Origin of the sequence: Mycobacterium asiaticum, from assembly GCF_001668675.1 — a bacterium.
Classification (GTDB): domain Bacteria; phylum Actinomycetota; class Actinomycetes; order Mycobacteriales; family Mycobacteriaceae; genus Mycobacterium; species Mycobacterium asiaticum_D.
This window is the reverse complement of sequence record NZ_LZKQ01000045.1, coordinates 1-24,041: the sequence shown is the minus strand read 5'-3', so window position 1 is coordinate 24,041 and position 24,041 is coordinate 1. Positions and strand designations below refer to the sequence as shown.

21 protein-coding genes are annotated in these 24,041 nt (G+C 66.6%); 2 read left to right on the top strand and 19 right to left on the bottom strand.

What is annotated here, in order from left to right; all coding sequences use genetic code 11:
- Nucleotides 1-4: 4 nt before the first annotated feature.
- The 17 genes from metK to A9X01_RS03970 all read right to left on the bottom strand — a co-directional run bounded on the left by metK (nucleotide 5) and on the right by A9X01_RS03970 (nucleotide 18,928).
- Nucleotides 5-1,216, bottom strand: coding sequence for a methionine adenosyltransferase (gene metK / locus A9X01_RS04050; protein ID WP_065119402.1), 1,212 nt, complete (start codon nucleotides 1,214-1,216; stop codon nucleotides 5-7).
- Nucleotides 1,217-1,340: 124 nt separating this feature from the next.
- A complete protein-coding gene (coaBC, locus tag A9X01_RS04045; RefSeq protein ID WP_065119401.1) occupies nucleotides 1,341-2,612 on the bottom strand; it encodes a bifunctional phosphopantothenoylcysteine decarboxylase/phosphopantothenate--cysteine ligase CoaBC in 1,272 nt (423 codons plus the stop codon).
- A 16-nt stretch (nucleotides 2,613-2,628) separates the two neighbouring features.
- On the bottom strand, nucleotides 2,629-2,955 hold the full coding sequence (rpoZ, locus tag A9X01_RS04040; RefSeq protein WP_065119400.1) for a DNA-directed RNA polymerase subunit omega: 327 nt from the start codon (nucleotides 2,953-2,955) through the stop codon (nucleotides 2,629-2,631).
- Between the two features lie 54 nt (nucleotides 2,956-3,009).
- Nucleotides 3,010-3,615: a guanylate kinase gene (gene gmk, locus A9X01_RS04035; RefSeq protein ID WP_065119399.1), complete on the bottom strand. Its 606-nt coding sequence runs from the start codon at nucleotides 3,613-3,615 to the stop codon at nucleotides 3,010-3,012.
- A 57-nt stretch (nucleotides 3,616-3,672) separates the two neighbouring features.
- Nucleotides 3,673-3,987 (bottom strand): integration host factor, actinobacterial type, encoded by a 315-nt coding sequence (gene mihF, locus A9X01_RS04030; RefSeq protein WP_036355303.1) that lies wholly within the window; start codon nucleotides 3,985-3,987, stop codon nucleotides 3,673-3,675.
- Nucleotides 3,988-4,385: 398 nt separating this feature from the next.
- Nucleotides 4,386-5,210 carry an orotidine-5'-phosphate decarboxylase gene (gene pyrF / locus A9X01_RS04025; protein WP_065119398.1) on the bottom strand — a complete coding sequence of 275 codons (825 nt, stop codon included), beginning with the start codon at nucleotides 5,208-5,210 and terminating at the stop codon, nucleotides 4,386-4,388.
- The gene (gene carB / locus A9X01_RS04020; RefSeq protein WP_065119397.1) at nucleotides 5,203-8,559 is read right to left on the bottom strand and encodes a carbamoyl-phosphate synthase large subunit; all 3,357 of its coding nucleotides are present in this window, start codon (nucleotides 8,557-8,559) and stop codon (nucleotides 5,203-5,205) included. Before carB ends, pyrF begins: the two co-directional genes overlap by 8 nt.
- Before the next feature lie 94 nt (nucleotides 8,560-8,653).
- Nucleotides 8,654-9,772 carry a glutamine-hydrolyzing carbamoyl-phosphate synthase small subunit gene (gene carA / locus A9X01_RS04015; RefSeq protein WP_065119396.1) on the bottom strand — a complete coding sequence of 373 codons (1,119 nt, stop codon included), beginning with the start codon at nucleotides 9,770-9,772 and terminating at the stop codon, nucleotides 8,654-8,656.
- Between the two features lie 397 nt (nucleotides 9,773-10,169).
- Nucleotides 10,170-10,670 carry a PH-like domain-containing protein gene (locus A9X01_RS04010; protein ID WP_065119395.1) on the bottom strand — a complete coding sequence of 167 codons (501 nt, stop codon included), beginning with the start codon at nucleotides 10,668-10,670 and terminating at the stop codon, nucleotides 10,170-10,172.
- 49 nt (nucleotides 10,671-10,719) lie between these two features.
- Nucleotides 10,720-12,024 (bottom strand): dihydroorotase, encoded by a 1,305-nt coding sequence (locus A9X01_RS04005; protein ID WP_065119394.1) that lies wholly within the window; start codon nucleotides 12,022-12,024, stop codon nucleotides 10,720-10,722.
- Nucleotides 12,021-12,983, bottom strand: a complete 963-nt coding sequence (locus A9X01_RS04000; RefSeq protein WP_065119393.1) for an aspartate carbamoyltransferase catalytic subunit — start codon at nucleotides 12,981-12,983, stop codon at nucleotides 12,021-12,023. The genes A9X01_RS04005 and A9X01_RS04000 overlap by 4 nt, the downstream gene beginning before the upstream one ends.
- Nucleotides 12,980-13,540, bottom strand: coding sequence for a bifunctional pyr operon transcriptional regulator/uracil phosphoribosyltransferase PyrR (pyrR, locus tag A9X01_RS03995; protein WP_065119392.1), 561 nt, complete (start codon nucleotides 13,538-13,540; stop codon nucleotides 12,980-12,982). Before pyrR ends, A9X01_RS04000 begins: the two co-directional genes overlap by 4 nt.
- A 169-nt stretch (nucleotides 13,541-13,709) precedes the next feature.
- A complete protein-coding gene (locus A9X01_RS03990; RefSeq protein WP_065119391.1) occupies nucleotides 13,710-14,135 on the bottom strand; it encodes a cellulose-binding domain-containing protein in 426 nt (141 codons plus the stop codon).
- Nucleotides 14,136-14,246: 111 nt separating this feature from the next.
- The gene (locus tag A9X01_RS03985; protein WP_065119444.1) at nucleotides 14,247-15,221 is read right to left on the bottom strand and encodes a sulfotransferase domain-containing protein; all 975 of its coding nucleotides are present in this window, start codon (nucleotides 15,219-15,221) and stop codon (nucleotides 14,247-14,249) included.
- Nucleotides 15,222-15,226: 5 nt separating this feature from the next.
- Complete coding sequence (locus A9X01_RS03980) at nucleotides 15,227-16,381, bottom strand: type III polyketide synthase (RefSeq protein ID WP_065119390.1); 1,155 nt, start codon at nucleotides 16,379-16,381, stop codon at nucleotides 15,227-15,229.
- Nucleotides 16,378-17,850: a cytochrome b5 domain-containing protein gene (locus tag A9X01_RS03975; RefSeq protein ID WP_155771919.1), complete on the bottom strand. Its 1,473-nt coding sequence runs from the start codon at nucleotides 17,848-17,850 to the stop codon at nucleotides 16,378-16,380. The genes A9X01_RS03980 and A9X01_RS03975 overlap by 4 nt, the downstream gene beginning before the upstream one ends.
- Nucleotides 17,851-18,064: 214 nt before the next feature.
- Nucleotides 18,065-18,928 carry an LppX_LprAFG lipoprotein gene (locus A9X01_RS03970; RefSeq protein ID WP_065119443.1) on the bottom strand — a complete coding sequence of 288 codons (864 nt, stop codon included), beginning with the start codon at nucleotides 18,926-18,928 and terminating at the stop codon, nucleotides 18,065-18,067.
- Between the two features lie 361 nt (nucleotides 18,929-19,289).
- On the opposite strand from A9X01_RS03970, the gene A9X01_RS03965 reads away from it, so the two are divergent.
- Both A9X01_RS03965 and A9X01_RS03960 read left to right on the top strand, forming a co-directional pair.
- Nucleotides 19,290-20,501, top strand: a complete 1,212-nt coding sequence (locus tag A9X01_RS03965; protein ID WP_065119388.1) for a serine hydrolase domain-containing protein — start codon at nucleotides 19,290-19,292, stop codon at nucleotides 20,499-20,501.
- Nucleotides 20,498-21,679: an FAD-dependent monooxygenase gene (locus A9X01_RS03960; protein ID WP_065119387.1), complete on the top strand. Its 1,182-nt coding sequence runs from the start codon at nucleotides 20,498-20,500 to the stop codon at nucleotides 21,677-21,679. The genes A9X01_RS03965 and A9X01_RS03960 overlap by 4 nt, the downstream gene beginning before the upstream one ends.
- Here the strand turns inward: A9X01_RS03960 and A9X01_RS03955 are convergent.
- Together A9X01_RS03955 and A9X01_RS03950 are read right to left on the bottom strand one after the other, a co-directional pair.
- A complete protein-coding gene (locus A9X01_RS03955; protein ID WP_065119386.1) occupies nucleotides 21,673-23,040 on the bottom strand; it encodes a DUF3592 domain-containing protein in 1,368 nt (455 codons plus the stop codon). The genes A9X01_RS03960 and A9X01_RS03955 overlap by 7 nt on opposite strands.
- 83 nt (nucleotides 23,041-23,123) lie before the next feature.
- A partial coding sequence (locus tag A9X01_RS03950; protein ID WP_253848917.1) for an amidase occupies nucleotides 23,124-24,041 on the bottom strand: 918 nt, incomplete at its 5' end.

Below are 24,041 nucleotides of genomic sequence, written 5' to 3'. Positions count from 1 at the left end.
GGAGCTAGATCGCGCTCTTGAGGTCGTCGACCTTGTCCAGCTGCTCCCACGGCAGCTCGACATCGGTACGACCGAAGTGCCCGTAGGCGGCGGTCTGCGCGTAGATCGGCTGCAGCAGGTTCAGGTCGCGGATAATCGCACCCGGTCGCAGGTCGAAGACCTCGCCGATGGCCTTCTCGATCTTGACCGGGTCGACGGCCTCGGAACCGAAGGTCTCGACGAACAGCCCGACCGGGGCCGCCTTGCCGATGGCGTAGGCCACCTGCACCTCGACCCGCTCGGCCAAGCCGGCGGCGACGACGTTCTTTGCGACCCAGCGCATCGCGTAGGCGGCCGACCGGTCCACCTTCGACGGGTCCTTACCGGAGAAGGCACCGCCGCCGTGACGGGCCCAGCCGCCGTAAGTGTCGACGATGATCTTGCGCCCGGTCAGCCCGGCGTCGCCCATCGGTCCACCCAGCACGAACTTGCCGGTCGGGTTGACCAGCACCCGGGTGCCCGACGAGTCCAGCGTCTCGTGGGCCAACTCCTCGAGCACCGTCCCGAGGACGTGTTGGCGAATGTCAGGGTCCAGCGTCTTTTCCAGGTCGATGCCGTCGGCGTGCTGGGTGGAGACCACCACGGTGTCCAGCCGCACCGGCACGTTGTCCTCGTAGGCGATGGTGACCTGCGTCTTGCCGTCTGGGCGCAAATACGGCAGCGTGCCGTTCTTGCGGACCTCGGTGAGCTTCCGCGACAGCCGGTGCGCGAGCGCGATGGGCAGCGGCATCAGCTCCGGCGTGTCATTGATGGCGTAGCCGAACATCAACCCCTGGTCGCCGGCGCCCTGCGAGTCCAGCGGGTCGGCGGCACCCTCGACCCGAGCCTCGTGCGCGGTGTCGACGCCCTGAGCGATGTCGGGCGACTGCGCGCCGATACCGATGTTGACCCCACAGGAAGCACCGTCGAAGCCCTTGTCCGACGAGTCGTAACCGATGTCCAGAATCCGGGCGCGCACCGTGTTGGTGATGTCGGCGAACGCCTCTTTGGCCGAGGTGGTCACCTCGCCCACCACGTGGACCTGCCCGGTGGTCACCAGCGTCTCGACCGCCACCCGGGAGCGCGGGTCACCCGCCAGCAGCGCGTCGAGCACCGAGTCGCTGATCGCGTCACAGATCTTGTCGGGATGCCCCTCGGTCACCGACTCACTGGTAAATAGCCGACCCTTCTCGCTCACCCTGTACGTCCTTCCAGATCCCGCTCGCCACAGATGTTAGTTAGGCGAATTATTTCTTCGGTCTTACTCAACCGGCTATGCCTGGCGTTTGCAAATTCCGTCGGGCAACGCTGCCCGACACACGCTATCCGACGTCCCCGTGCAGAAACGTGGAGATTGCATCAACGATACGGCTCGCCATCAGCGTCTTGGAGCCGTGCTGCAACGCAGACTCCGTCCCGTTCGCCGCCAGCAGCCAACCGTCGTTACTGTCCACCTCGAATGCCCTGCCCTCGCCGACAGCGTTGACGACCAGCAGGTCGCAGCCCTTGCGCCGCAACTTCGCGCGGGCGTGGAAGAGCACGTCCCCGTTGGCATCGCCGGTCTCGGCCGCGAACCCGACAATGGCCCGCATGTTGGGCAGCTGGCCGTGGGCGCGGGCCTGCACCGCGTTGGCGAGCACGTCGTCGTTGCGCACCAGTTCGATCGGCGGCGGCCCAACCTGGGAGTCGGGGCTCTTCTTGATCTTGGCGGTGGCGATCTCGGTGGGCCGGAAGTCGGCGACGGCCGCGGCCATCACCAGCACATTTGCCTCCGGCGCGTGCTTGGACACGGCGTCACCGAGTTGCTCGGCCGAGCTGACGTGCACCACGTTGACGCCCGCCGGATCGATGAGCCCGGCGGTGTGACCGGCAATCAGGGTGACTTCGGCCCCGCGCTGGGCGGCGACGCGGGCGACGGCGTAGCCCTGCTTCCCGGAGCTGCGGTTACCGATGAAGCGGACGGGGTCGATCGCCTCGCGAGTACCGCCGGCGGTCACCAGGACCCGGCACCCGGCAAGGTCGTGCGGCAGCGCGTCGTGACGCTCGAGCAGCAGGTGGGCCAGCGTGGTGATCTCCTCGGCCTCCGGCAGTCGGCCGGCGCCGCTGTCCGAGCCGGTGAGACGGCCGGAGGCGGGTTCAAGCACGACGGCGCCGCGGCGGCGCAGGGTGGCGACGTTGTCCACGGTGGCCGGATGCAGCCACATCTCGGTGTGCATGGCCGGGGCGAACATCACCGGACATCGGGCGGTCAGCAGGGTGGCGGTGAGCAAATCGTCGGCGCGGCCGGCCACGGCGCGGGCCAGCAGATCGGCGGTGGCCGGCGCGACCACCACCAGGTCGGCCTGCTGGCCCAGCCGCACGTGCGGCACCTCGGGAACGTCCTGGAAAACGCCGGTGTGCACCGGTGCGCCGGACAGCGCCTCGAACGTGGCGGCCCCGACGAAGCGGAGCGCGGACTCGGTGGGGATGACCCGCACCGAATGGCCGGCTTCAGCGAGCTGACGGACAACGGTGCAGGCCTTGTACGCCGCGATACCGCCGGAGACGCCGACTACGACCCGTTTGGGGATCCGCTTGCTGCGCTCCTCGTCCATGGCCAGCCCGGGTCCGTTACTCGCCCTCGGTGTGTTCGAGCAGGTCAGCGTGGATTTCGCGCATGGCGATCGAAAGCGGCTTCTCCTGCAGTCCCGGCTCGACCAGCGGGCCGACGTACTCGAGGATGCCCTCGCCGAGCTGGTTGTAGTAGTCATTGATCTGCCGGGCCCGCTTGGCCGCGTAAATCACCAGCGCGTACTTGCTCGAGACGCGGTCCAGCAGCTCATCGATGGGCGGGTTGGTGATGCCCAGCGGGGTGTCGTAGGCGCCTGCCCCTCCCGCTGCGGGATCGAACTGGTCGGGGACGGCGGCCAACGAGGCGTCGGACGGCGAAATACTCACGAAAAAATTCTCCTGGCGGCATAGAGCGGGTTTACGAGTAAGAACTTAAGGGGCTTACGCCGGCTGCGGCGCGTTTCCCACCAGCAAGGATACCAATTCGGCGCACGCAGACTCTAATCGGCGATTCACCACCACCACGTCGAAGTCGTCCTGGGCTGCTAATTCGACGCGCGCGGTGTCCAGTCGCCGCCGGATGACCTCGGGCGTCTCGGTCCCCCTGCCGACCAGCCTGGCTTCCAGATCCTCCCAGCTGGGCGGGGCCAGAAAGACGCTGGTCGCCTCCGGCATGGCTTTTTTGACGGCCCGGGCGCCGGCCAGATCGACCTCGATGAGAACGGGATGACCCGAGCCGGTGGCGGTGCGCACCGGCTCGGCCAGGGTGCCCGACCGGTGCAATCCCCCGTGGATTTCGGCCCATTCCAGCAACTCGCCCTGGTCGATCAGTTGCTGGAAGCGGGCCGGGGTGACGAAGTGGTAGTCCACCCCGTCGACTTCGCCCGGCCGCGGTGCCCTGGTCGTGGCCGAGACGCTGAAGTGCAGGTTCGGGATCCGCTCGCGCAGACACCGGACCACCGTCGACTTACCGACCGCGGAGGGACCGGACAGGACGACTGTTCTTCCAACAGGCGTCGTACCGTCCGGTCCCCCGCCGGCGCTCATCGGCGCTCCTGGGTCGGTTCCCCCACCACAGGCCGGTTGGCCTGCATAGTCAGGGGGTTAGGAGCCGAACTTTTCCAGCAGGGCCTTGCGCTGACGGTCGCCAAGGCCACGCAGCCGGCGGGTCGGCGCGATCTCGAGCTCGGTCATGATTTCCTGCGCCTTGACCTTGCCAACCTTCGGCAACGCCTCCAACAGCGCAGAGACCTTCATCTTGCCCAGAACTTCGTCGCTCTCGGCGTCCTTGAGCACCTGAGTGAGGTTGGTGCCGCCACGCTTGAGCCGATCCTTGAGCTCAGCTCGTGCTCGACGTGCGGCAGCAGCCTTCTCCAACGCGGCAGCGCGCTGCTCGTCGGTCAACTGGGGAAGGGCCACGATTCCTCCGTCTCTCATCGATAACCATCGATCGTTATTTGTCTTGGCCGGGTACTCCAGCCAGCGCAGACGACCGTACTCACGCTTCCTGACGAAATCTAACCCGACCCCCCGATATCGGGGTCATTTGTCCAGGTGAGTCCCACGTCGGGGCGATCCGCGGCGCCTTCCGCGTCTCCCGCAGCAACCTTCACGACGTCCCGGCAAGTCGGCCCGCGTCGTCTGTCGGTTGGCTGACGCCGACCGAAATAGGCCTGCTGAGCTGCGAATTTAGTAATTCGCCGACAATCGGAAAGGCGGTGCGTCCGGCGCGCGGCGGCGCCGAACGCACCCAACCGCGGCAGCCAGTGCCGTGAATCACGGAATTTTGCGACGTGTCGCGCGTGTCGCGCGGCGCGTCACGCCAGGTAGGCGACGGCTTCGAGGAGCTGTTGAGCAGCTGCGCGCAGCGCCGAGACGTCCGGTCCGGCCCGCAGCACCTCGCGCGCCACGGCCGGCCACAGCCGGTTTGGGGCGGCGCCGCCCAGGCCGGCCAGCGCCTCGGGACGACCGCCCTGGGCACCCACACCAGGCACCAGCACCGGCCCGCCGATCTCGGCGAGGTCGGGTGGGTCCAGCACGGTGGCACCGACGACAACGCCGACGGAGCCGGGCCGGTCGTCGGCGTTGGCCGCCGCAACGTGGTCCACGATCAACTGGGCCACCGTTCGGCCGCCGGCATCGGCGCGCTGCACCGTCGGACCCTCGGGGTTGGAGGTGGCCGCCAGGACGAACACGCCGCGATTGTGCGCGGCGGCGACCTCCAGGAGGGGCCGCAACGACCCGAACCCCAGATACGGCGAGGCCGTCACGGCATCCGCGGCCAGCGGCGAGTCGCCGGCCCACGCCGCGGCGTAGGCGGCCATGGTCGAACCGATGTCGCCCCGCTTGGCGTCGGCGAGCACCAGGACGCCGTCCGCCCGAAGTTCGGCGATGGCGCGTTCGAGCACCGCCAGCCCGGCCGAACCGTAGGCCTCGAAGAACGCCACCTGGGGCTTGACCACCGCGAAGTCGGCGAACGCCTGCACACAGATGTCACAAAACGCGGCCAGGCCGTCGGCGGTGGTCGGCAGGTCCCAAGCCCGCAGCAATTCGGGGTGCGGGTCGATGCCCAGGCACAGCGGCCCCCGACTCGACCTGGCTTCGGCCAGCCGGGTGCCGAAGCTGGGTCCGGAACTAGTCACCGGCAGAGTTTCGCGTCCCGAATGAGCGGTGCAGCTCCTGCAGCGACAGCACCCCGATGTCGCCGCGGATACCTGCCTCGATGCCTTGCACCGCCGCCGAGGCGCCCTGAACCGTTGTGATGCAGGGGATGTTGACGGCCACCGCAACCGAACGGATCTCGTAGCCGTCGATGCGCGGCCCGGAATTGCCGTACGGCGTGTTGATCACCATGTCGACCTCACCGGCCCGGATGGCGTCGACCGCCGACAACGCCGGCCGCCCTTCGACCGGCGACTCGAAATGTTTTCGCACCTCGTCGCACGGAATGCCGTTGCGGCGCAACATTTCCGCGGTTCCCTCCGTGGCAAGTACCCGGAACCCCAGGTCGGCCAGGCGCTTCACGGGGAAAACCAGCGACCGCTTGTCCCGGTTGGCGACGGACACGAACACGGTGCCCTGCGTCGGCAGCGACCCATACGCGGCGGTCTGACTCTTGGCGAACGCGGTACCGAAATCGCGGTCGATGCCCATCACCTCACCGGTGGATTTCATCTCCGGACCGAGCAGCGAGTCGATGGCGGCGCCATCCGTGCGGCGGAACCGGTGGAACGGCAGCACCGCTTCCTTGACCGCGATCGGGGCGTAGGGCGCCGCGCTGGCGCCGTCTCCGGACGCGGCGAGCATCCCCTCGTCACGCAGCTGAGAAATGCTGGCGCCCAACATGACTCGCGCGCAGGCTTTCGCAAGTGGGATAGCGGTGGCTTTCGATACGAAGGGCACCGTGCGGCTCGCCCGCGGGTTAGCTTCCAGGACGTAGAGCACGTCGTCCTTCAACGCGTACTGCACGTTCAGCAGGCCCACGACACCGATGCCGTGCGCGATGGCCTCGGTGGCCCGGCGAACCTTCTCGATGTCACTGCGCCCCAACGTCACCGGTGGCAGCGCGCACGCCGAGTCCCCGGAGTGCACACCGGCTTCCTCGATGTGCTCCATGATCCCGCCGATGTAGACCTCGGAGCCATCACACAGCGCGTCCACGTCGATCTCCACCGCGTCTTCCAGGAAGCGGTCGACGAGCACCGGGTGTTCGGGCGAGAGCTCGGTGGCCCGGTGGATGTAGCCCTCGAGGGTGTCCTCGTCGTAGACAATCTCCATGCCCCGACCGCCCAGCACGTAGGAGGGGCGGACCAGCACCGGGTAGCCGATATCGGCGGCGATGCGCCGGGCCTGGTCGAAGGTGGTCGCCATGCCGTACTTCGGCGCCGGCAGTCCCGCGGCGGTCAGTACGTCACCGAACGCGCCGCGATCCTCGGCCAGGTCAATGGCTTCCGGCGGCGTCCCGACGATCGGCACCCCCGCGTCGTAGAGCCGCTGAGCGAGCCCCAACGGGGTCTGGCCGCCGAGCTGAACGATCACACCCACCACGCCGGGCCCACCGGCACCGGACTGGTCCTCCGCGTGGAACACCTCCAAGACGTCTTCGAACGTCAACGGCTCGAAGTACAGCCGGTCCGCGGTGTCGTAGTCGGTGGACACCGTTTCGGGATTGCAGTTGACCATCACTGTCTCGAAACCGGCCTGGCTCAACGTGGTTGCCGCGTGGACGCAGCTGTAGTCGAACTCGATGCCCTGTCCGATCCGGTTGGGCCCGGAGCCCAGGATCAGCACCTTGGGCTTCTCCACTTGCGGGGCCACCTCGGTTTCGGCGGCCGGGTCGAGTTCGTAACTGCTGTAGTGGTAGGGCGTCTTGGCCTCGAACTCGGCTGCGCAGGTGTCCACGGTCTTGTACACCGGGTGGATGTCCAGCCGCTCCCGCAGTGACCGCACGCCGTCTTCACCGGCCAATTCCGGTCGTAGCGCGGCAATTTGACGGTCAGACAGTCCACAGTGCTTGGCATGCCGGAGCAGGTCGGCGTCCAGTACCGGCGCATCGACGAGTTCGGCGCGCAGTGCCACCAGTTCGTCGATCTGCGCGACGAACCAGGGGTCGACACCGCTGGCCTGGGCGACCTGCTCCACCGAGGCGCCCAACCGCAGCGCCAGTTCGATGTCGTACAACCGGCCTTCGGTCGGAGTCTCCAACCGGGCCAGCACGTCGTCGACATTGCCGACCGGGTCCGGCTTGGTCCAAAACCCGGCGCGGGTGGTTTCCAGTGACCGCATGACCTTGCCGAGCGCCTCGATGAAATTGCGGCCCAACGACATTGCTTCGCCGACCGACTTCATCGTGGTCGTCAGGGCTGGATCCGCGCCCGGGAATTTCTCGAAGGCGAAGCGGGGTGCCTTGACGACGATGTAGTCGAGGGTCGGTTCGAAGCAGGCCGGGGTTTCCTTGGTGATGTCGTTGACGATCTCGTCGAGGGTGTACCCGATGGCCAGCTTCGCGGCGATCTTGGCGATCGGGAAGCCGGTGGCCTTGGATGCCAGCGCACTCGAGCGGGACACCCTCGGGTTCATCTCGATGACGATGAGGCGCCCGTCGACCGGGTTGATGGCGAACTGGATGTTGCAGCCCCCGGTGTCGACGCCGACCTCGCGCAGGATGTCGATGCCCAGATCGCGCATCTTCTGGTATTCCCGGTCGGTCAGGGTCAGCGCGGGCGCCACGGTGACCGAGTCACCGGTGTGCACGCCCATCGGGTCGACGTTCTCGATGGAACACACCACCACCACGTTGTCGTGGCCGTCGCGCATCAACTCGAGCTCGAATTCCTTCCAGCCATAGATCGACTCCTCGATGAGCACGTTGGCGCTCGGGCTGGCGGCCAGGCCCGCACCGGCCATACGCTCGACGTCCTCTACCGACCGGGCCATGCCCGAACCCAGGCCGCCCATGGTGAAGCTGGGCCGCACCACGACGGGCAACCCAAGGTCGTCGACCGTTTCCCGAACCTCGTCCATGGTGAAACACACACGGCTACGGGCGGATTCGCCGCCTACCTTGGTGACGATGTCCTTGAACCGCTGGCGGTCCTCACCACGCTGGATGGCATCGATGTCGGCGCCGATGAGTTCGACTCCGTGACGCTCCAGTGCACCGTTCTCGAACAGCGCGACCGCGGTGTTCAGGGCCGTCTGTCCACCCAGGGTGGCCAGCAGCGCGTCGATCTTGTTGCCGCGCTCGGCCTGCTGGGCGATCACCTTCTCGACGAACGCCGGGGTGATGGGTTCGACGTAAGTGAAATCGGCGTACTCCGGGTCGGTCATGATGGTGGCCGGGTTGGAGTTGATCAGGCTCACCTGTAGGCCCTCGGAGCGCAACACCCGGCACGCCTGGGTGCCCGAGTAGTCGAATTCGGCCGCCTGGCCGATGATGATCGGCCCGGAGCCGATCACCAGCACGTGATTGATGTCGGTCCGCCGGGGCACTAGCGCCGTCCTTTCCGGGCACGAGGGTGCGCGAATGCACACTCGCTACGGCGTGTCGCTGTACAGACACGCACGCTCGCGGTGGGGGTGGTGATCATTTCTCCCTCGCCATCAGGTCGACGAACTGGTCGAACAGGTAATTCGCGTCGTGCGGGCCCGCCGCGGCCTCCGGGTGGTACTGGACCGAAAACGCGCGCCCGTCAGCGAGTCTCAGGCCTTCGACCACTCCGTCGTTGGCGCAGGTGTGGCTGACCGTCGCGGTGCCGAACGGCGTGTCGAAGGACTGCCCGGCCTCGCCTTCGAGCGCGAACCCGTGGTTCTGCGCGGTCACCGCCACCCGTCCGGTGGCGTGGTCGATGACCGGGATGTTGATCCCGCGGTGGCCGAACACCATCTTGTAGGTCGACAGCCCGAGCGCGCGGCCCAAGATCTGATTGCCGAAACAGATGCCGAACAACGGGATTCCGGCGCCCAGCACCTCGCGGGTGAGCGCGACGGTGTGATCGGCGGTGGCGGGGTCCCCGGGACCGTTGGACAGGAACACACCGTCCGGTTTGATCTCGGCGATCTGGTCGAAGGTCGCCGACGCGGGCAGCACGTGGCTGCGAATCCCGCGGAGGGCGAAATTGCGCGGCGTGTTGGTCTTGATCCCGAGATCCAGCGCGACCACGGTAAAGCGCTGCGCACCTTCCGGTTCGATGACGTAGGTCTCTGGGGTGCTGACCTCACCGGCCAGGTCGGCGCCCAGCATCGGCTGCTGGCCACGTACCCGCTCGATCAGTTCCTCGGGCTCGGCCAGGGCCGCTCCGGAGAACACCCCCGCCTTCATCGAGCCGCGGCTGCGCAGGTGGCGTACCACCGCGCGGGTGTCGATGCCGGCGATCCCGACGATGCGCTGGCGCACCAACTCGGCTTCCAGCGAGCCGGTGGCCCGCCAGTTCGAGACGCGTGGGGACGGGTCGCGCACCGCGTAGCCGGCGACCCAGATCTTGTCGCCACGGCTTTCGGCGTCCTCGCCGTTCCATCCGGTGTTGCCGATCTGCGGCGCGGTGGCCACCACGATCTGACGGTGATAGCTGGGGTCGGTCAGCGTTTCCTGGTAACCGGACATGCCGGTGCTGAACACGGCCTCCCCCAGCGTCTGACCGATCGCCCCGAACGGCGTGCCGGTGAAGACGCGGCCGTCTTCGAGCACCAGCAGGGCTTTACTCATAGGCGCCACTCCTCCTCATCGCTTCGCTCTGCATCGTCGTGACGCGACTCATAGGCGCCACTCCTCCTCACCGCTTGGCTCTGCATCGTCGTGGCACGACTCATAGGCGCCACTCCTCCTCACCGCTTCGCTCTGCATCGTCGTGGCACGACTCATAGGCGCCACTCCTCTCCCCCGCGAGCGGGAGGTGCCCCCACACCGCTTCGCTCTGCATCGTCGTGACGCGACTCATAGGCGCCACTCCTCTCCCCCGCGAGCGGGAGGTGCCCCCACACCGCTTCGCTCTGCATCGTCGTGACGCGACTCATAGGCGCCACTCCTCTCCCCCGCGAGCGGGAGGTGCCCCCACACCGCTTCGCTCTGCATCGTCGTGACGCGACTCATCTACACCACTCATCTAGCTCGGCTTCTCCTCTAACCACTTCGCGTAATCGTCTCGATTGTTCGCCCGGAACCCGGTGCAGATCTCGGTGCCTGACGGCAGCCGCCATTGGATCGCCAAGAGTCCGTTGCGAGCGGCGACCTTGCCCACCAGACCGCGCTCGGTGCGGATATTGACTATCGATTCCTCAGGGATCCAAATCGGTTGCGCGCGAATCCGTTCCACCAAAATTCCGTGGGTGTAACGGGTCAGCACCGCTTTGCTTCGGTATCCCAGATCTCCGACCACGACCCGGTCGTTCACGGCCGGCGACAGCGTGCAGCCGACGTAGAGACCCGGTGTGGTGATGGTCGCGGCGCCGAAATCGATGGGCAGCTCCGGCAAGTCGCCCACCAACTCTACCTGGCGTTCGGCGCGTCGCCGCCAGCCGCGCATCATCAGGTGGATCGCCACCGCGAGCAACAGGACCAACACCGCTGCGAAGATCAGCGATCCCACCAGCGTGCCTGAGTTCATACGCGCCGCTCCTGCCCGCAGCTTCGCTGTGCACGGTCACTGGCGCGGTTCATGCCGGGCTCTTCCCATCCCGGGCGGTGACTTTCCCGCGGAGCAGCGTCGCGGTCACCCTGGCGGGCAACGTCATCGACTCGTAGGGCGTGTTGGCCGACCGGCTGGCCAGGTCGGCGCCGGCCACCGTCCAGGTCGCGTCGGGATCGACCACGGCCAGATTGGCCGGCTCACCCACCTCGAGGGGACGGCCCTGATCGGGCAACCGGACGATCCGCGCCGGGTTCTCACTCATCACCCGGGCGACGTCGCGCCAGCTCAGCAGGCCTGGTTGCACCATGGTCTGCGCCACCACCGACAGCGCCGTCTGCAAGCCCAGCATGCCGGGGCGCGCCGCGGAGAACTCGACGCACTTCTCGTGTTCGGCGTGCGGCGCGTGATCGGTGGCCACACAGTCGATGACCCCGTCGGCGAGCGCCTGCCGCAAAGCGATCGCATCAGACGCCTCGCGCAGCGGCGGGTTGACCCGATTTTGCCCGTCGTAACTGGCCAGCCTGCTGTCGTCGAGCAGCAGGTGATGCGGGGTCACCTCGGCGGTGATCGAAATGCCCTGGTCCTTGGCCCATCGGACGATCTCGACGGTGCCGGCGGTGGACGCGTGGCAGATGTGGACCCTCGCCCCCGCGTCCCGCGCCAGCAGGGCGTCGCGGGCGACGATGGATTCCTCGGCGGCCCTCGGCCAACCGGCCAGCCCGAGCCGGGCGGCGGTCGGCCCCTCGTGGGCGACGGCGCCCACGGTCAGCCGGGGCTCCTCGGCGTGCTGGGCGATCAGCACGCCAAGGCCGGTGGCGTATTCCAGCGCCCGGCGCATGACCAGCGGGTCGTGCACACAGATTCCGTCGTCGGAGAACATCCGCACCCCGGCGGCGCCGGCGTTCATCATGCCCATCTCGGTCAGCTCGACACCGGCCAAACCGACGGTGACCGCGCCGACCGGATGCACGTCCACCAGGCCGATCTGCCGGCCGCGGTGCCAGACGTGGTCGGTGACCACCGGGCTGTCGGCGACGGGATTGGTGTTGGCCATCGCGAACACCGCGGTAAATCCACCCAAAGCCGCTGCTGCCGAACCCGTTTCGATGTCCTCGGCATATTCGCGGCCCGGCTCGCGCAGGTGCGTGTGCAGATCGACGAACCCGGGCAGCAGCACCTGGTCGGTGGCGTCGATGACGTCAGCGGTGTCGGGTATGTCCAGACCCGGCCCGATTTCGGCGATCTGGCCTTCGTAGCCGGGCGCGTCGACCAGCACATCGACGCGGTCGCCCTCGCCGTACAGCCGCACATTCCTGATCAAGACACTCATGCCGCGACTTCCTCCGCCCCCACCAGCACGTGGAACAAGACCGCCATCCGCACATGCACACCGTTGGAAACCTGCTGCAGCACAGCCGATTGTGACGAGTCGGCCACCGACGACGAGATTTCCATGCCGCGCAGCATCGGACCAGGGTGCAGCACCACGGCATGGCCGGGCAGCAACGCCTGGCGCCGCGCGGACAAACCGTAGAGCGTCGAGTACTCGCGCACCGACGGGAAGAAGCCGCCGTTCATCCGCTCGGCCTGTACCCGCAGCATCAGCACGGCGTCGGCGGCGGGCAGTTCGGCATCGAAGTCGTTGGAGACGGTGACCGGCCAGCCCTCGACACCGCGCGGCAACAGGGTCGGCGGCGCCACCAGGACGACCTCGGCGCCCAGCGTGTGCAGCAGCATCACGTTGGAGCGGGCCACCCGGCTGTGCAGGATGTCGCCGACGATCACGATGCGACGGCCATCGATGCCGCCCAGCCGCTGGCGTATGGTCAGCGCGTCGAGCAATGCCTGAGTGGGATGTTCGTGCGTGCCGTCGCCGGCGTTGATCACCGACGGGCCGCCACGGTTCTCGGCATCCGGGCCATGGGAAGTCCAGTCGGCCAGCAGATGCGCCGCACCCGAGGCGGGATGGCGAATGATCAGCGCGTCGGCGCCCGCCGCCCGCAGCGTCAGCGCGGTGTCGCGCAGTGACTCGCCCTTGCCCACCGACGATCCCGATGCGCTCACATTGACCACGTCGGCGCTCATCCATTTGCCGGCGACCTCGAACGACACCCGGGTGCGGGTGGAGTTCTCGTAGAACATGGTGACGACGGTGCGGCCCCGCAGCGTCGGCAGCTTCTTGACATCGCGGCCGACCAGGGCCTGCGCGAACCGATCCGCGTCGTCGAGGATCGCGGTCGCCTCATCCCTGGTCAGATCGCCCGCGGCTAACAGGTGTCTCGGAGTCATCGGGTGATCACCACGCCATCTCGACCGTCGTCCTCGCTGAGTTGCACGTGCACGCTCTCGCTGCGTGAGGTCGGCACGTTCTTGCCGACGTAGTCGGCGCGGATGGGAAGTTCACGGTGGCCGCGGTCGACCAGCACGGCCAGCTGCACGATCCGGGGCCGGCCGACGTCACGCAGAGCGTCCAGGGCCGACCGGGTCGACCGGCCGGAGTACAGGACGTCGTCGACCAGGATGACCAGCGCATCGTCGATGCCGCCGGGCGGGATCGAGGTCGCTTCCAGGGGCCGCGGCGGCTTGATCATCAGGTCGTCGCGGTACAGGGTGATGTCCAGCGACCCGTGCTCGACGGTGACCCCGCTGTACTCAGCGATATTGGCCGCCAGGCGGCTGGCCAGGGTCACACCGCGCGTCGGGATACCCAGCAGCACCACCCGGGTCGCGTCGGGACCGTCCAGCGCGGTCTTCTCGATGATCTGGTGCGCCATGCGAGAAATGGTGCGGCCGACATCGGCCGCTGACATCAGTTCCCGCGGTTGCCGGCTTGCTGCAGCACCCATGCGAAAAACTAGACCTCCTTCTCCGCCTCTCTGGACGGTCCGTTAAAGGATGTCGACTGCCGGGGAGCCTAACACGAACCAGCGATAGCTCTGCGCTCGCGAGACGGGGACTTCACATGGTGGCAGGGCATTTCGTCACATCAGCACCATTTGCCACAGCGGGCCGGGACTACGCGCAGGGCATCCCGTTGATCCGGCAATTCACCGGCGGCGAGTAGGTGCCGGTGAGCACGCCTCGCATTCCACCCGTGGCCGTACCGCCGGGTGGGATGACGCGATTCCAGTTCGCCGGGGTCACCACGAAGTGCGTGCCGGCTTGGCTGACGGTGCTGTTCCACGCGTGCGAGACGGATTGCCCCACCGGCATGTCGAATTCCAGCCGCCAGTCGCTCAGCGGCGCGATGCTCACGTTGGCGACGGTGTAGCGGGCAATGAAACCGGTCTGCCAGGTGTGTTCCACCACAAACGTCGCCGTGGCCGCAGCCGCATGAGCGACGGGGGCACCGCAGAGTCCGAGGACGGCAGCGACAATCGCCGATGCGGTCACGTGAAACGCTGTGCGCCAGCGCTTCTCGGCACTGCTCCGTCCGTTCATAGGACCCAACACTATAACCGAGCAGGCGGAATCCGCCCTTCCGCCGCCGATAAGCTGCCATACCTTTGCGCAACCGAAACCGTCATGAAATGTCGGCTTCGAACCCGGGGATCAGCGCTGCGGGTCCCAGCCACGACGGCCCTCGTGCGCCCAGGCCAGCATGTCCGGTGCCCCGAGCTGGTTGATCCGGTCGTTGTAGCGCCGGTACTCCGCGTACGTGAAGTACTCCTGCCACTCACCGTTCTCTCCCCGCCGGAAGAACTGCGCGTCGCTGTGCCAGATACCGTCGGTGGTGTTGGGCGCGACTTCTGTAGCACGAGAACGCATCTCACCCAGCGTGGCGTAACGGGCGAGCTCCCGGGCGCGTGTTTGGCTGAGTTGGTACCCGAGTACCGCGGCCAACCGCACCATCTCCCCCACCAGGTCCGCCTGGTAGTCGGCGTAGTGGAACAGCGCAACGTTGGGCAGGTGCCGCCGCTTCCACGCCTTGTTGAACTGGTCGATGACATTGGCCAGCGTGCCGATCCCCTTGGGCGGAGTGAAGCCAACCCCGGGCGGCGGCAGGGCCGGACCCTCCAGCCAGTGCCGGAACTCCTCGATCGGGGCGCTGCCGGAGCCGGGCTCGGGTGGGGGCGCTCCCAGCCGGTGTTGCGCGGGGACCGCCGCCTCATGCAGCGCACGCACGCGGTCTCGGTCCATGTTGGTGGTTTGGTGCAGCATCGAGACGGCGGCGTCGCGCGGATCGCGTCCGACGCAGATGTAGGTCACGCGGTCGTCGAATACGAGACCGTCCAGCGGCGTGTGCGTCTTGATGAATCGCCGGTGCCGTTGCGCGTCGAGAACCGCGACCACTTCATCGATGGGCCGGATCGTCTGATCCAGCCAGGGTGACACCGTGGACAGCGGTCCGGGCAGGTCCGGTCCGTCGAACACGATCAGCGACACCAGGCGCTGGGTCCAGGTCATGCCGCACTTGGGCGGTGTGGAGATGATGATGTCGCCATCGCGCAGCCGCAGGGCGTCCCAGCGCAAGTTGTCGGTCATCAACTCGCGGTAAAGCACCCGGTCGTGGAGTTGAGGGTTCATTTCGGTCACCGCCGGATGATGTCGAAGAGAATGCCCTCGACGGTGACGCCCGGCGCGAACGCGAATGCGACACCAGTCGAGATGGACTTTGCCGAGTCAGCTTGCCGCACCATCTCTTCCAGCACGAAGATCAGCGAGACACTCAGCATGTTGCCGAACCGGGCCAGGATGTCCCAGCTTTGTGCGGCACAGCCGGCGGGCAGCCCGAGGGACCGCGCCGACTGTTCGATGATCCGGGGACCGCCCGGATGGATTGCCCAGAGATCGATGTCGGCTCTATCTAATCCGTTGTCCCGCAATACCTCGGCGACGACGGGTTCGACCCCGCGGTAGATGTAGTCGGGCAGGTTCTCCGACAGCTCGCAGGTGATGCCGTCGTGATTCACGCCGAGCACGATGCCGTCCTCGGCCTCGTCGAGCAGCTGGGTGAAGTTGCTACGGATCACCACGTGTCCCGGCGGCAGGGGCTGCTGCACTTGACTGGCCCCCAAGACCATGGCCCCGCATCCGTCGCCGAACAGGCTGTGCGTCACGACGTCGTTCACGTCGTCGGCGAAAACCGCGTTCACCGAACATAATTCGATGCACACCACCAGCGCCTTCATGCTCGGGTGGGCCCGAACGTAGGCGGCAGCGGTCCGGGTGGCGTTCATGGCTGCCGCGCAGCCCATGAAGTTGACCACCACACGCGACACCGAGCGGGACAACCCCAGTTCCTTGACCAGTGCTACGTCCACCCCCGGCGCGACGAATCCGGTGCTGGTGACAAACACCAGCAACCCGATCTCGTCAGGTCCGTAGGGCAAGCCCGCCAGTGCTCGCCTGCTCACCTCGACCGCCAGCGGCACCGCGTGTTGGAAGAACAGGTTCATCCGGTCCCGGATGGTCCCCGGGTCCCGCCGGTAGACGTCGAAGGTCGGGTCCAGCGGGTCGACCGCCATCCGGCGGGTGCTGATCCGCGTCTTGTGGTAGAGCCGCGGGATCCGTTCCCGCTGTTCCGGATCGACGAACAGCGCGGCGACCCGGTCGGCCGCGTCGGACTGCTCGACCACGCGGGCCGGCGCGCCGGTGGCAATACCCTCGATCACCGCAACGGTGGTCGGCGGAGCGGGCGGCAACTGTGCCAGGTCGACCTGTGCCTCGTACTGCGGGGTGCTCATACCGAACCGATCCCGACGAAACCGGCCGCCACGTAGCTGACGCTCTCCTTCCACGCCGCGGGCGACAGGTGCTCGCGCACCAAGCCCCAATTGCGTTGTCTGGCTTCGCGCGACGGCGACAGCAGATAGGTCCGGCTGAGTTTGGGCAACCGGTCGGTGAGGAAGCTCTTCGCGGGCAACCACGCGACACCGGACTTGGCCGCCTCTTCGCGTAAGACGTCCTCGGTGACGATGTTGGCGAAGCCGCTGCGCTGGAACGGCAGTACGTGGTGGACGCGGTGCGAACTCAGGCCGGCCGACAGGAAGCAGTCGAGATAGCGGTTGCCCACCACCTTCAGGTCGTTGGCGTGCTCGACCTGATCGACACCCCAGTCCTCGCCCGCCGCCGGGCACGCCTGCTGTTCATCCTCGAATTCGTGGCTGGCCACCACCATGAAGGTGCTCAGCCACAGCGTCGCGACGAATTGCAGTGCCCAGGCCCAAAAGTCACCGGCAGCCAGGAAAACCACCAGCTCGGCGATCAGGAGCACACGGACCGCCGAAGACCCGAGGAAGTGGGGCAACGCGTTACGCCAGCTGCCGTACCCCTCCTTCACGCCCACCTTGCGCGTCATGTTCCACACATCGGCCAGCCGCACGGCCATGCCGGTGACGGTGTGGCCGAACTTGTGCAAAGTGTGCACCGGCATCCGATACAACCGGGGTAGCCGCATCATCATGGTGAAGACGTTCTTCTTGATGTCGACGTCACTCTGGGTGTATGGGTGATGCAGCAGGGTGTGTCCGTCGGCGACGACCAGTGACAGCGCTATGTAATTCAGGTCGAATGCGTTGGCGAAGAACCTGTTCCAGCCTCGTTGCGCCCGGTGTAGTGCGTAATGCCCATACCCGACCAGCGAGCTGCGCAGCACCACCATCGCAATCACGAAGGCCCACAACGGCATATACCGCGGTTCCGCCAGTCGCAGCCCCTGCACCCCGAAGTAGGCGATCGCCAGCAACACGACGACGACGTTGAAAAGCCGGTCCATCCGCTTGATCCGGGCGGCCAATGCCGGCTCGGTGAGCCGCGCCTTGACCCGGTGCATCAGGTCCTTGTGATCGTCGAAGCGATACTTCGGAGTGTCACGCCAACTGTTGAAGTCGTCCTTGAAAAGGAATGGGGGCGCATTGTGTTTGGGGTGGATGTCGCGTGGTGTGGCATCGCGGCCCAGCGAGTACCGCCGCTCCAGAATGCGCTCGACCACGGCCGGATCCCGGTGGTAGGAAGCGACAATCGCGGTGATGTCCCGGTTCTTGGTTCGGCCGATGAAGAAGGCGCCGCCGGGATGGCTGGCGATCCAATCGCTCAGGTCATATGCCCGCCCGTTGTATACCCACACATCCGGCATCACTGGTGGCCCGCCCGGCGGCGGCCCAGGGCGTGGCGCGGGCCCGCGTTCCTGGACCTCGGGAAGGTCATTGGTCATTCGTGTTCCTCCGGTGTCTGATGGGTGAGATCAACTGCCGGCCAGTGGTTCCGGCAAGCTGGCCCAAGAGTGTTTGCGCGGCCTTGGAGGATCCTCAAAGAATTCTGGTTGCGGCAGCACCGAGTTCATCACGGTTGCCTCCCCATGCGGTCAGACGGATGGGAACCGGCCTCGTCACGCGCCGGTTCCCATCCGGACTGCCCTGTCGCCGTTGCTAGCCCGTCGGATTCGGGATCGTGACCGGCGCTCCCCAATTGGACAGGGTGATGTTCACGTGGCCCTGGTCCTTGTCGAGCACCATCCGCACCAGATACGGGCTCGGCGGCGTGCCGGGCGCGTTCGGAGCTTTCACGTCGACGATGTAAAGCGTCACCGGCAGCGGACCTTTGGCGTCCCTGCCGATCTGCGGGACCAGTGGGTCGACGATCGCCGGATCGACGGTGCCGGTCACCTTCAGGGTGGCCACACCGTCGATTGTTTCCGTTCCGGCCGACTGCGCACCGTTGACCTTGCCGATCACCGCACCGATGCCTTTGTCCTTGTCCAGGACGACACCCGGGTCATAGATCTTCTCGGCCGGACCAACCGACGTGTACTTGCCGGTCTCGTCCTTGGTGTACATGGTTTTGTTGGAGACCAGGAACTGCTTCGGGACCGCGGGTGTTTTCGGCTGCAAGCGGATCATCGCATCGCCGACGGCCTGACCGTTGCCCTGGGGCTGGTTGGTGATGTCGGCGTTGACCATCTCCATCGGAAGCGTGGTGATGTTGGTGGTTTGCAGATTGACGTGCAGGGAGTGCAGCCCGGTGGTCGCCTTGGAGGAGTCGTTCACGAGCTGCTGCGCTTCTGGTGACGGGGTACCGGATGTTCCGGATGCCGCACCCGAGGTGGCCGAGGCGGCGGAGGAACCGGCCGCGCCCGAGGTCGAAGAGCTACCAGTGGAGGATTTCCCCCCGCATCCCGTGATGACCGTCGCGACAAGTGCTGTCGCGAACAGGAGCACGGCAGGCACCCGGCTAAAGGGCCGACGGGAGAAGGGTCGATGCGAAATTTGCGCTTGTGAGATCAAGCCATTCATGGCCAGCCTTTGCTGAGTTGTCCGACCGGTGAAAGTGAGCAGCGGATCGCTACCCTCGTCGTACGGTATGGCCGGAACCCGAACATCGGGCTCCAGTCCATGGTAGCGGGTCTCGGTGACTGCATCCCCGCACCCTGGGTTCACCAGCAACGACATCTTCGATCACACGTCGCCGCCCTCACAGCCCGTTCCCCAGTTCGCGTTTGCCAGAGAGCGCGAATTTAGCATGCGACGCGGGACCTGGAAACCGATACGGCAAAGTAACTGTCGACGGCCCGGGACGGTACTGCGAGCACCTGCAGAGTCTTTGCGGAGCGCCCGTTTCGCTTGTCTCGGACGAGCAGCGGCTAACCTATGGCGGGTGAATCTCGACGGCAATCAGACGACCATCCGCGAGGTGTGCGAGGCGGGTCTGCTCGCGGGGGCGGTCACCGTGGTATGGCACCGCGGAGAGCTGCTGCAGGTCAACGAGATCGGGTACCGCGACGTCGAGGCGGGACTGCCGATGCGGCGCGACACTTTGTTCCGCATCGCTTCGATGACCAAACCGGTCACGGTGGCCGCGGTCATGAGCCTCGTCGACCAAGGAAAACTGGACCTGCGCGACCCCGTCGTGCGGTGGGTTCCCGAACTCGCCGACCTGCGGGTGCTCGACGACCCGCACGGCCCGCTGGACCGGACGCATCCGGTCCGCCGTCCCATCCTGATCGAGGATCTACTCACGCATACCAGCGGCCTGGCGTACGGCTTCTCCGTGTCCGGGCCCATCTCACAGGCATACCTGCGGCTGCCGTTCAACCAGGGGTCGGACGCCTGGGTGGCCGAACTTGCCGCCTTGCCCCTGGTGCATCAGCCCGGCGAACGCGTGACGTACAGCCACTCCATCGACCTGCTCGGTGTGATTCTCTCGCGAATCGAGGACAAGCCGCTTTACGAGATCTTCGACGAGCACATCCTGGGCCCAGCGGGCATGCCCGACACCGGTTTCTTCGTCACGCCCCAGGCGCGTGGTCGCGCGGCGACGATGTACCGGCACGACGAGCATGACAAGTTGCGGCACGACGTGATGGGGCCGCCGCAAGTCAAGCCGCCGGAGTTCTGCAATGCCGGCGGGGGGCTGTGGTCGACCGCCGACGATTACCTGAGGTTCGCGCGGATGCTGCTGGCCGACGGGGTCATCGACGGCGTCCGGGTGCTTTCGGCGGAGTCGGTGCGCCTGATGCGCACCGACCGGCTGACCGACGAACAGAAGCGGCACAACTTTCTGGGGTCCCCGTACTGGGTGGGACGGGGCTTCGGGCTGAATCTGTCGGTGGTCACTGACCCGGACAAGGCCACGCCGTTGTTCGGCCCGGGCGGCGTCGGGACGTTCACCTGGCCCGGCGCCTACGGGACGTGGTGGCAGGCCGACCCGAGCGCCGACCTGATCCTGCTGTACCTGATCCAGTACTGCCCCGACCTCACGGTCAACGCCGCCGAGGCCGTCGCCGGCAACCCGGCGCTGGCCAAACTTCGGACGGCACAACCGAGGTTCGTGCGGCACACCTACCGAGCGCTAGGGCTGCAAGCATGACAAAACCCACCGTATTGATCAGCGGCGCGGGGATCGCCGGGCCGTCACTGGCGTTCTGGCTCACCCGCAGCGGATTCCGCACCATCGTCGTCGAGATCGCCGACGGCATCCGGCCCGGTGGTCAGACCGTCGACCTGCGTGGCGCCGGTCGGCAGGTCGTCGAGCGGATGGGATTGCTCGATCAGATGCGCGCCCGCAGCCTGGATCAGCGCGGCATCGCCTGGGTGAAGTCCGATGGCCGGCGACGCGCGGAGATGCCGGTCGAGGCGTTCCACGGCAATGGGATGGTGAGCGCGCTGGAGATCCTGCGCGGCGATCTGGCCGATGTGCTCTATCAGGCGACGGCCGGCGAGACCGAATACCGCTTCAACACGTGGATCACCGAGCTCGATGAAACCGAGAATGCCGTCACTGCAATGTTGTCGGATGGCACGACCGTTCAAGCGGATCTGGTGGTCGGGGCGGACGGACCCCATTCGGCCGTGCGGAGACTCGCCTTTGGCCCGGAGGAAGAATTCGTCCGGCCCCTCGGGGGTTACAACGCCTGGTTCACCGCACCCGACACCGTCGGGCTCGACGGGTGGTACCTGATGTACCAGGCACCCGGGCTGAACGTGTCGATGCGGCCGTCGCACGACCCCACGAAATGCAAAGCGGGCCTGGCCTTCCGATCGGAACCGTTCAGTTACGACCGTGCTGACCTCAACGCCCAGCGCGATCTGCTTGCCTCCCGCTTCGCCGACGCCGGCTGGCATACCGATGCGCTGATCGACGCGGCACGACACGCCGAGGACTTCTACTTCGACGCGTTCACCCAAGTGCACATGAATGATTGGGCGTCCGCGCGGGTCGCGCTGGTCGGTGATGCCGGCTACTGCGCGTCGCCGCTCAGTGGCATGGGCACCAGTCTTGCGCTGGTCGGGGCGTACGTGCTGGCCGGTGAACTCGGCACACAATCGCTGCCCGCCGCGTTGCAGCGCTACCAGAAGGTGATGCGGCCGTATGTCGAACGGTGCCAGAAGCTGCCCAACGGAATCGACGGATACCTACCGAAGTCGGTGTCGGACATCCGAGTGACGGCGATGGTGATGAAGTACATGCAGCGCTGGCCATTTCGGCCGATCGCCGAGCGGAAATGGTTCACCACCGCAGAGGCCGTGGACCTGCCCGACTATTGAGCGGGCGGGAATTTCAGTATCCGGTGGCCACCTCGGTCGGTGACGAACACGTTGCCCGCGTTGTCGACCGCGACATCGTAGGGATCCACCAGGCCCTCAAGTAGTAGGTCTGTCGCGGTCGGCGCATTCGCGGTTAATTTCATCACTCGGTGGTGACCGCCATCGACGACATACACGGTGCCGGCGCCGTCCACGGCCACCCCCTGCGGTTGGGACAGCTCCGGGAAAGGCAACGGGGTGGGCGTCCCGTCGACCGCGATCTTGAACACTCTGTTACCGCGGGCGTCGGTGACAAATACGGTGCCGGACCGGTCCACCGCGACATCGGCGGCCGAACCGTTGTCGGGAGCCTTGAAAACCTCGGTCGCCGTTTTGGTTTCGGCTGCCATCTTCAACACCCGTCCGGAGGATGGTTCGGTGACGTACGCGTTCCCCGCGGCGTCGACCGCGACGCTGCCCGACAACACACCGCGAAGGGGCGTGGCGCCGGTGAACTTCGTATCACCCTGGTCCGCACGATGTTCCATCGTGTAGACCCAAAGCATTCCCCGGTCGGTGATATAGAAATCTCCCGCGCCGTTGAGGGCTATGCCGTCGGGGTTTCCCAGCACGCGGGGCAATTGGCTGGTGGCGCTGAGCAAACCCGGGTCCAAGCGCAACAACCGCCCGGCCGGTGCATCGAACGCGGGAGGCCCCGGAAAACCCGGCATGGCCCGGGTCGTGGTCGGAAATCCAGGGATGCCCGGCGGACCGATCGGGAACCCCGGCGTGCTGGATGGGGCTGTGGCCGGTCCGTCACAGACATAGACGTATCCATCGGCATCGATCGCGACACCGCCCGGGGCGTTGAGCTCGTAGAACGGCACGCGCGGCAGTTCCGCCTCCGCTTCGGCCCGGTCCGCTTCGGCCGCCAGGTGTCGTTCGACTGCGGCGTAGGAGATCCACATCCCGCCGCCGATGAGTACCAGCATGGCGGCGATGGGCGCCAACATGTTTCGTCCGCCGCCCGGGATCAGGACCGCGGTCGAGGGATCGGCCGGATCGTAGTGAACCTCCACATCGGCTCCGGCTGGATACTGTTGCAGCAGAACCCTGTTCTTGGCCCGCGAGGCGGACGAATGCCCTACTTGCAGAACGTCGCCGTAGTGCCGGACCCCGTTCACCTCGTAGCGATATTCGACCCGGAACTCCTCCTCCTCTCCGGTGTCGACCGTCTCAGAATGGGTGACCTCGCCAGGCACGCTCGGCCAGGCGCGGTTGCTGCGGCTGACCTGGAGCTTGACGAAGATCTTCACCAGCCGCCAAGCACCGAGCAACACCATCGCTCCGCCGGCGATCAGATACAGCCATTCGCCCTTCATCACCAACCTCCAAAGTGATGCGGACAATGGTCGCACTGCCGTGGCGGTATGTGGGGCGTTTCGCCGAACCGGTCATCAGCAGATCAGGCGGCGAGGGCCAACGTCGCCCAGGCTTGCGCGGACTGATACGCGTGCCCTATGCGCAAGACCATCGGCTCGTCAAATGCCCGGCCGATGATCTGCAGACCGACGGGAAGACCGGCGCTGGTAAAGCCACACGGCACCGAAAGAGCCGGTAGTCCAGCCAGATTCGCCGGCGCCGAGAACCGGATATAGGCGTCCACTGGACCTTCAGTAACCCCGTCGGGCCACCGCACCACCGGCTTGGCTGCGTCCATTGCGGCGACCGGTACCGTCGGTGTCAGCAGGACATCGATATCGTCGAAGATCTTCCGCCATTGTTGGCGAAAGCGTTCCCGCTTCTGTTGTGCGTCTAGGTAATCCGTCGCCGAGACGGAGAAGCCGGCCAGCAGTGCCTGGCGCACGTCGTCGGTGTAGCGGTCCCCGCGCTCGCGCAGCATCTGCCGGTGATAGCTGCTCGCCTCGGGTTGCAGGATCGCGAACTCGGTCGCCATCACCTCATCTGCCATGGGCAGGTGGACTTCTCGAAGACGCACGCCAAGCTCGGCAAGCCGGGTGCATGCCGATTCGACCGCGATCCTGATCTCCGGATCGACGTGCTCGGTGAAGAAGTTGACCGGGATGCCGGCCGTCGTCCCGGCGACGTCGTGACCCAGGCCCGCCGAGAAGTCCGGGACGGGCACGTCGACGGAGCCCGGATCGCTCGGGTCGTGACCGGCCATCACGTTCATCACCAATGCGGCGTCCTCGACGGTGCGCGTCAACGAACCCGCATGATCTAGCGACCAGGCAAACGGTGTCACGCCGGTGCGAGAAACCCGGCCGTAGGTCGGCTTCAGCCCCACGACGCCGCAGAGCGCCGCGGGGATGCGGATCGAACAGGCGGTGTCGCTGCCCAACCCAAGGAAACATCCCCCCAC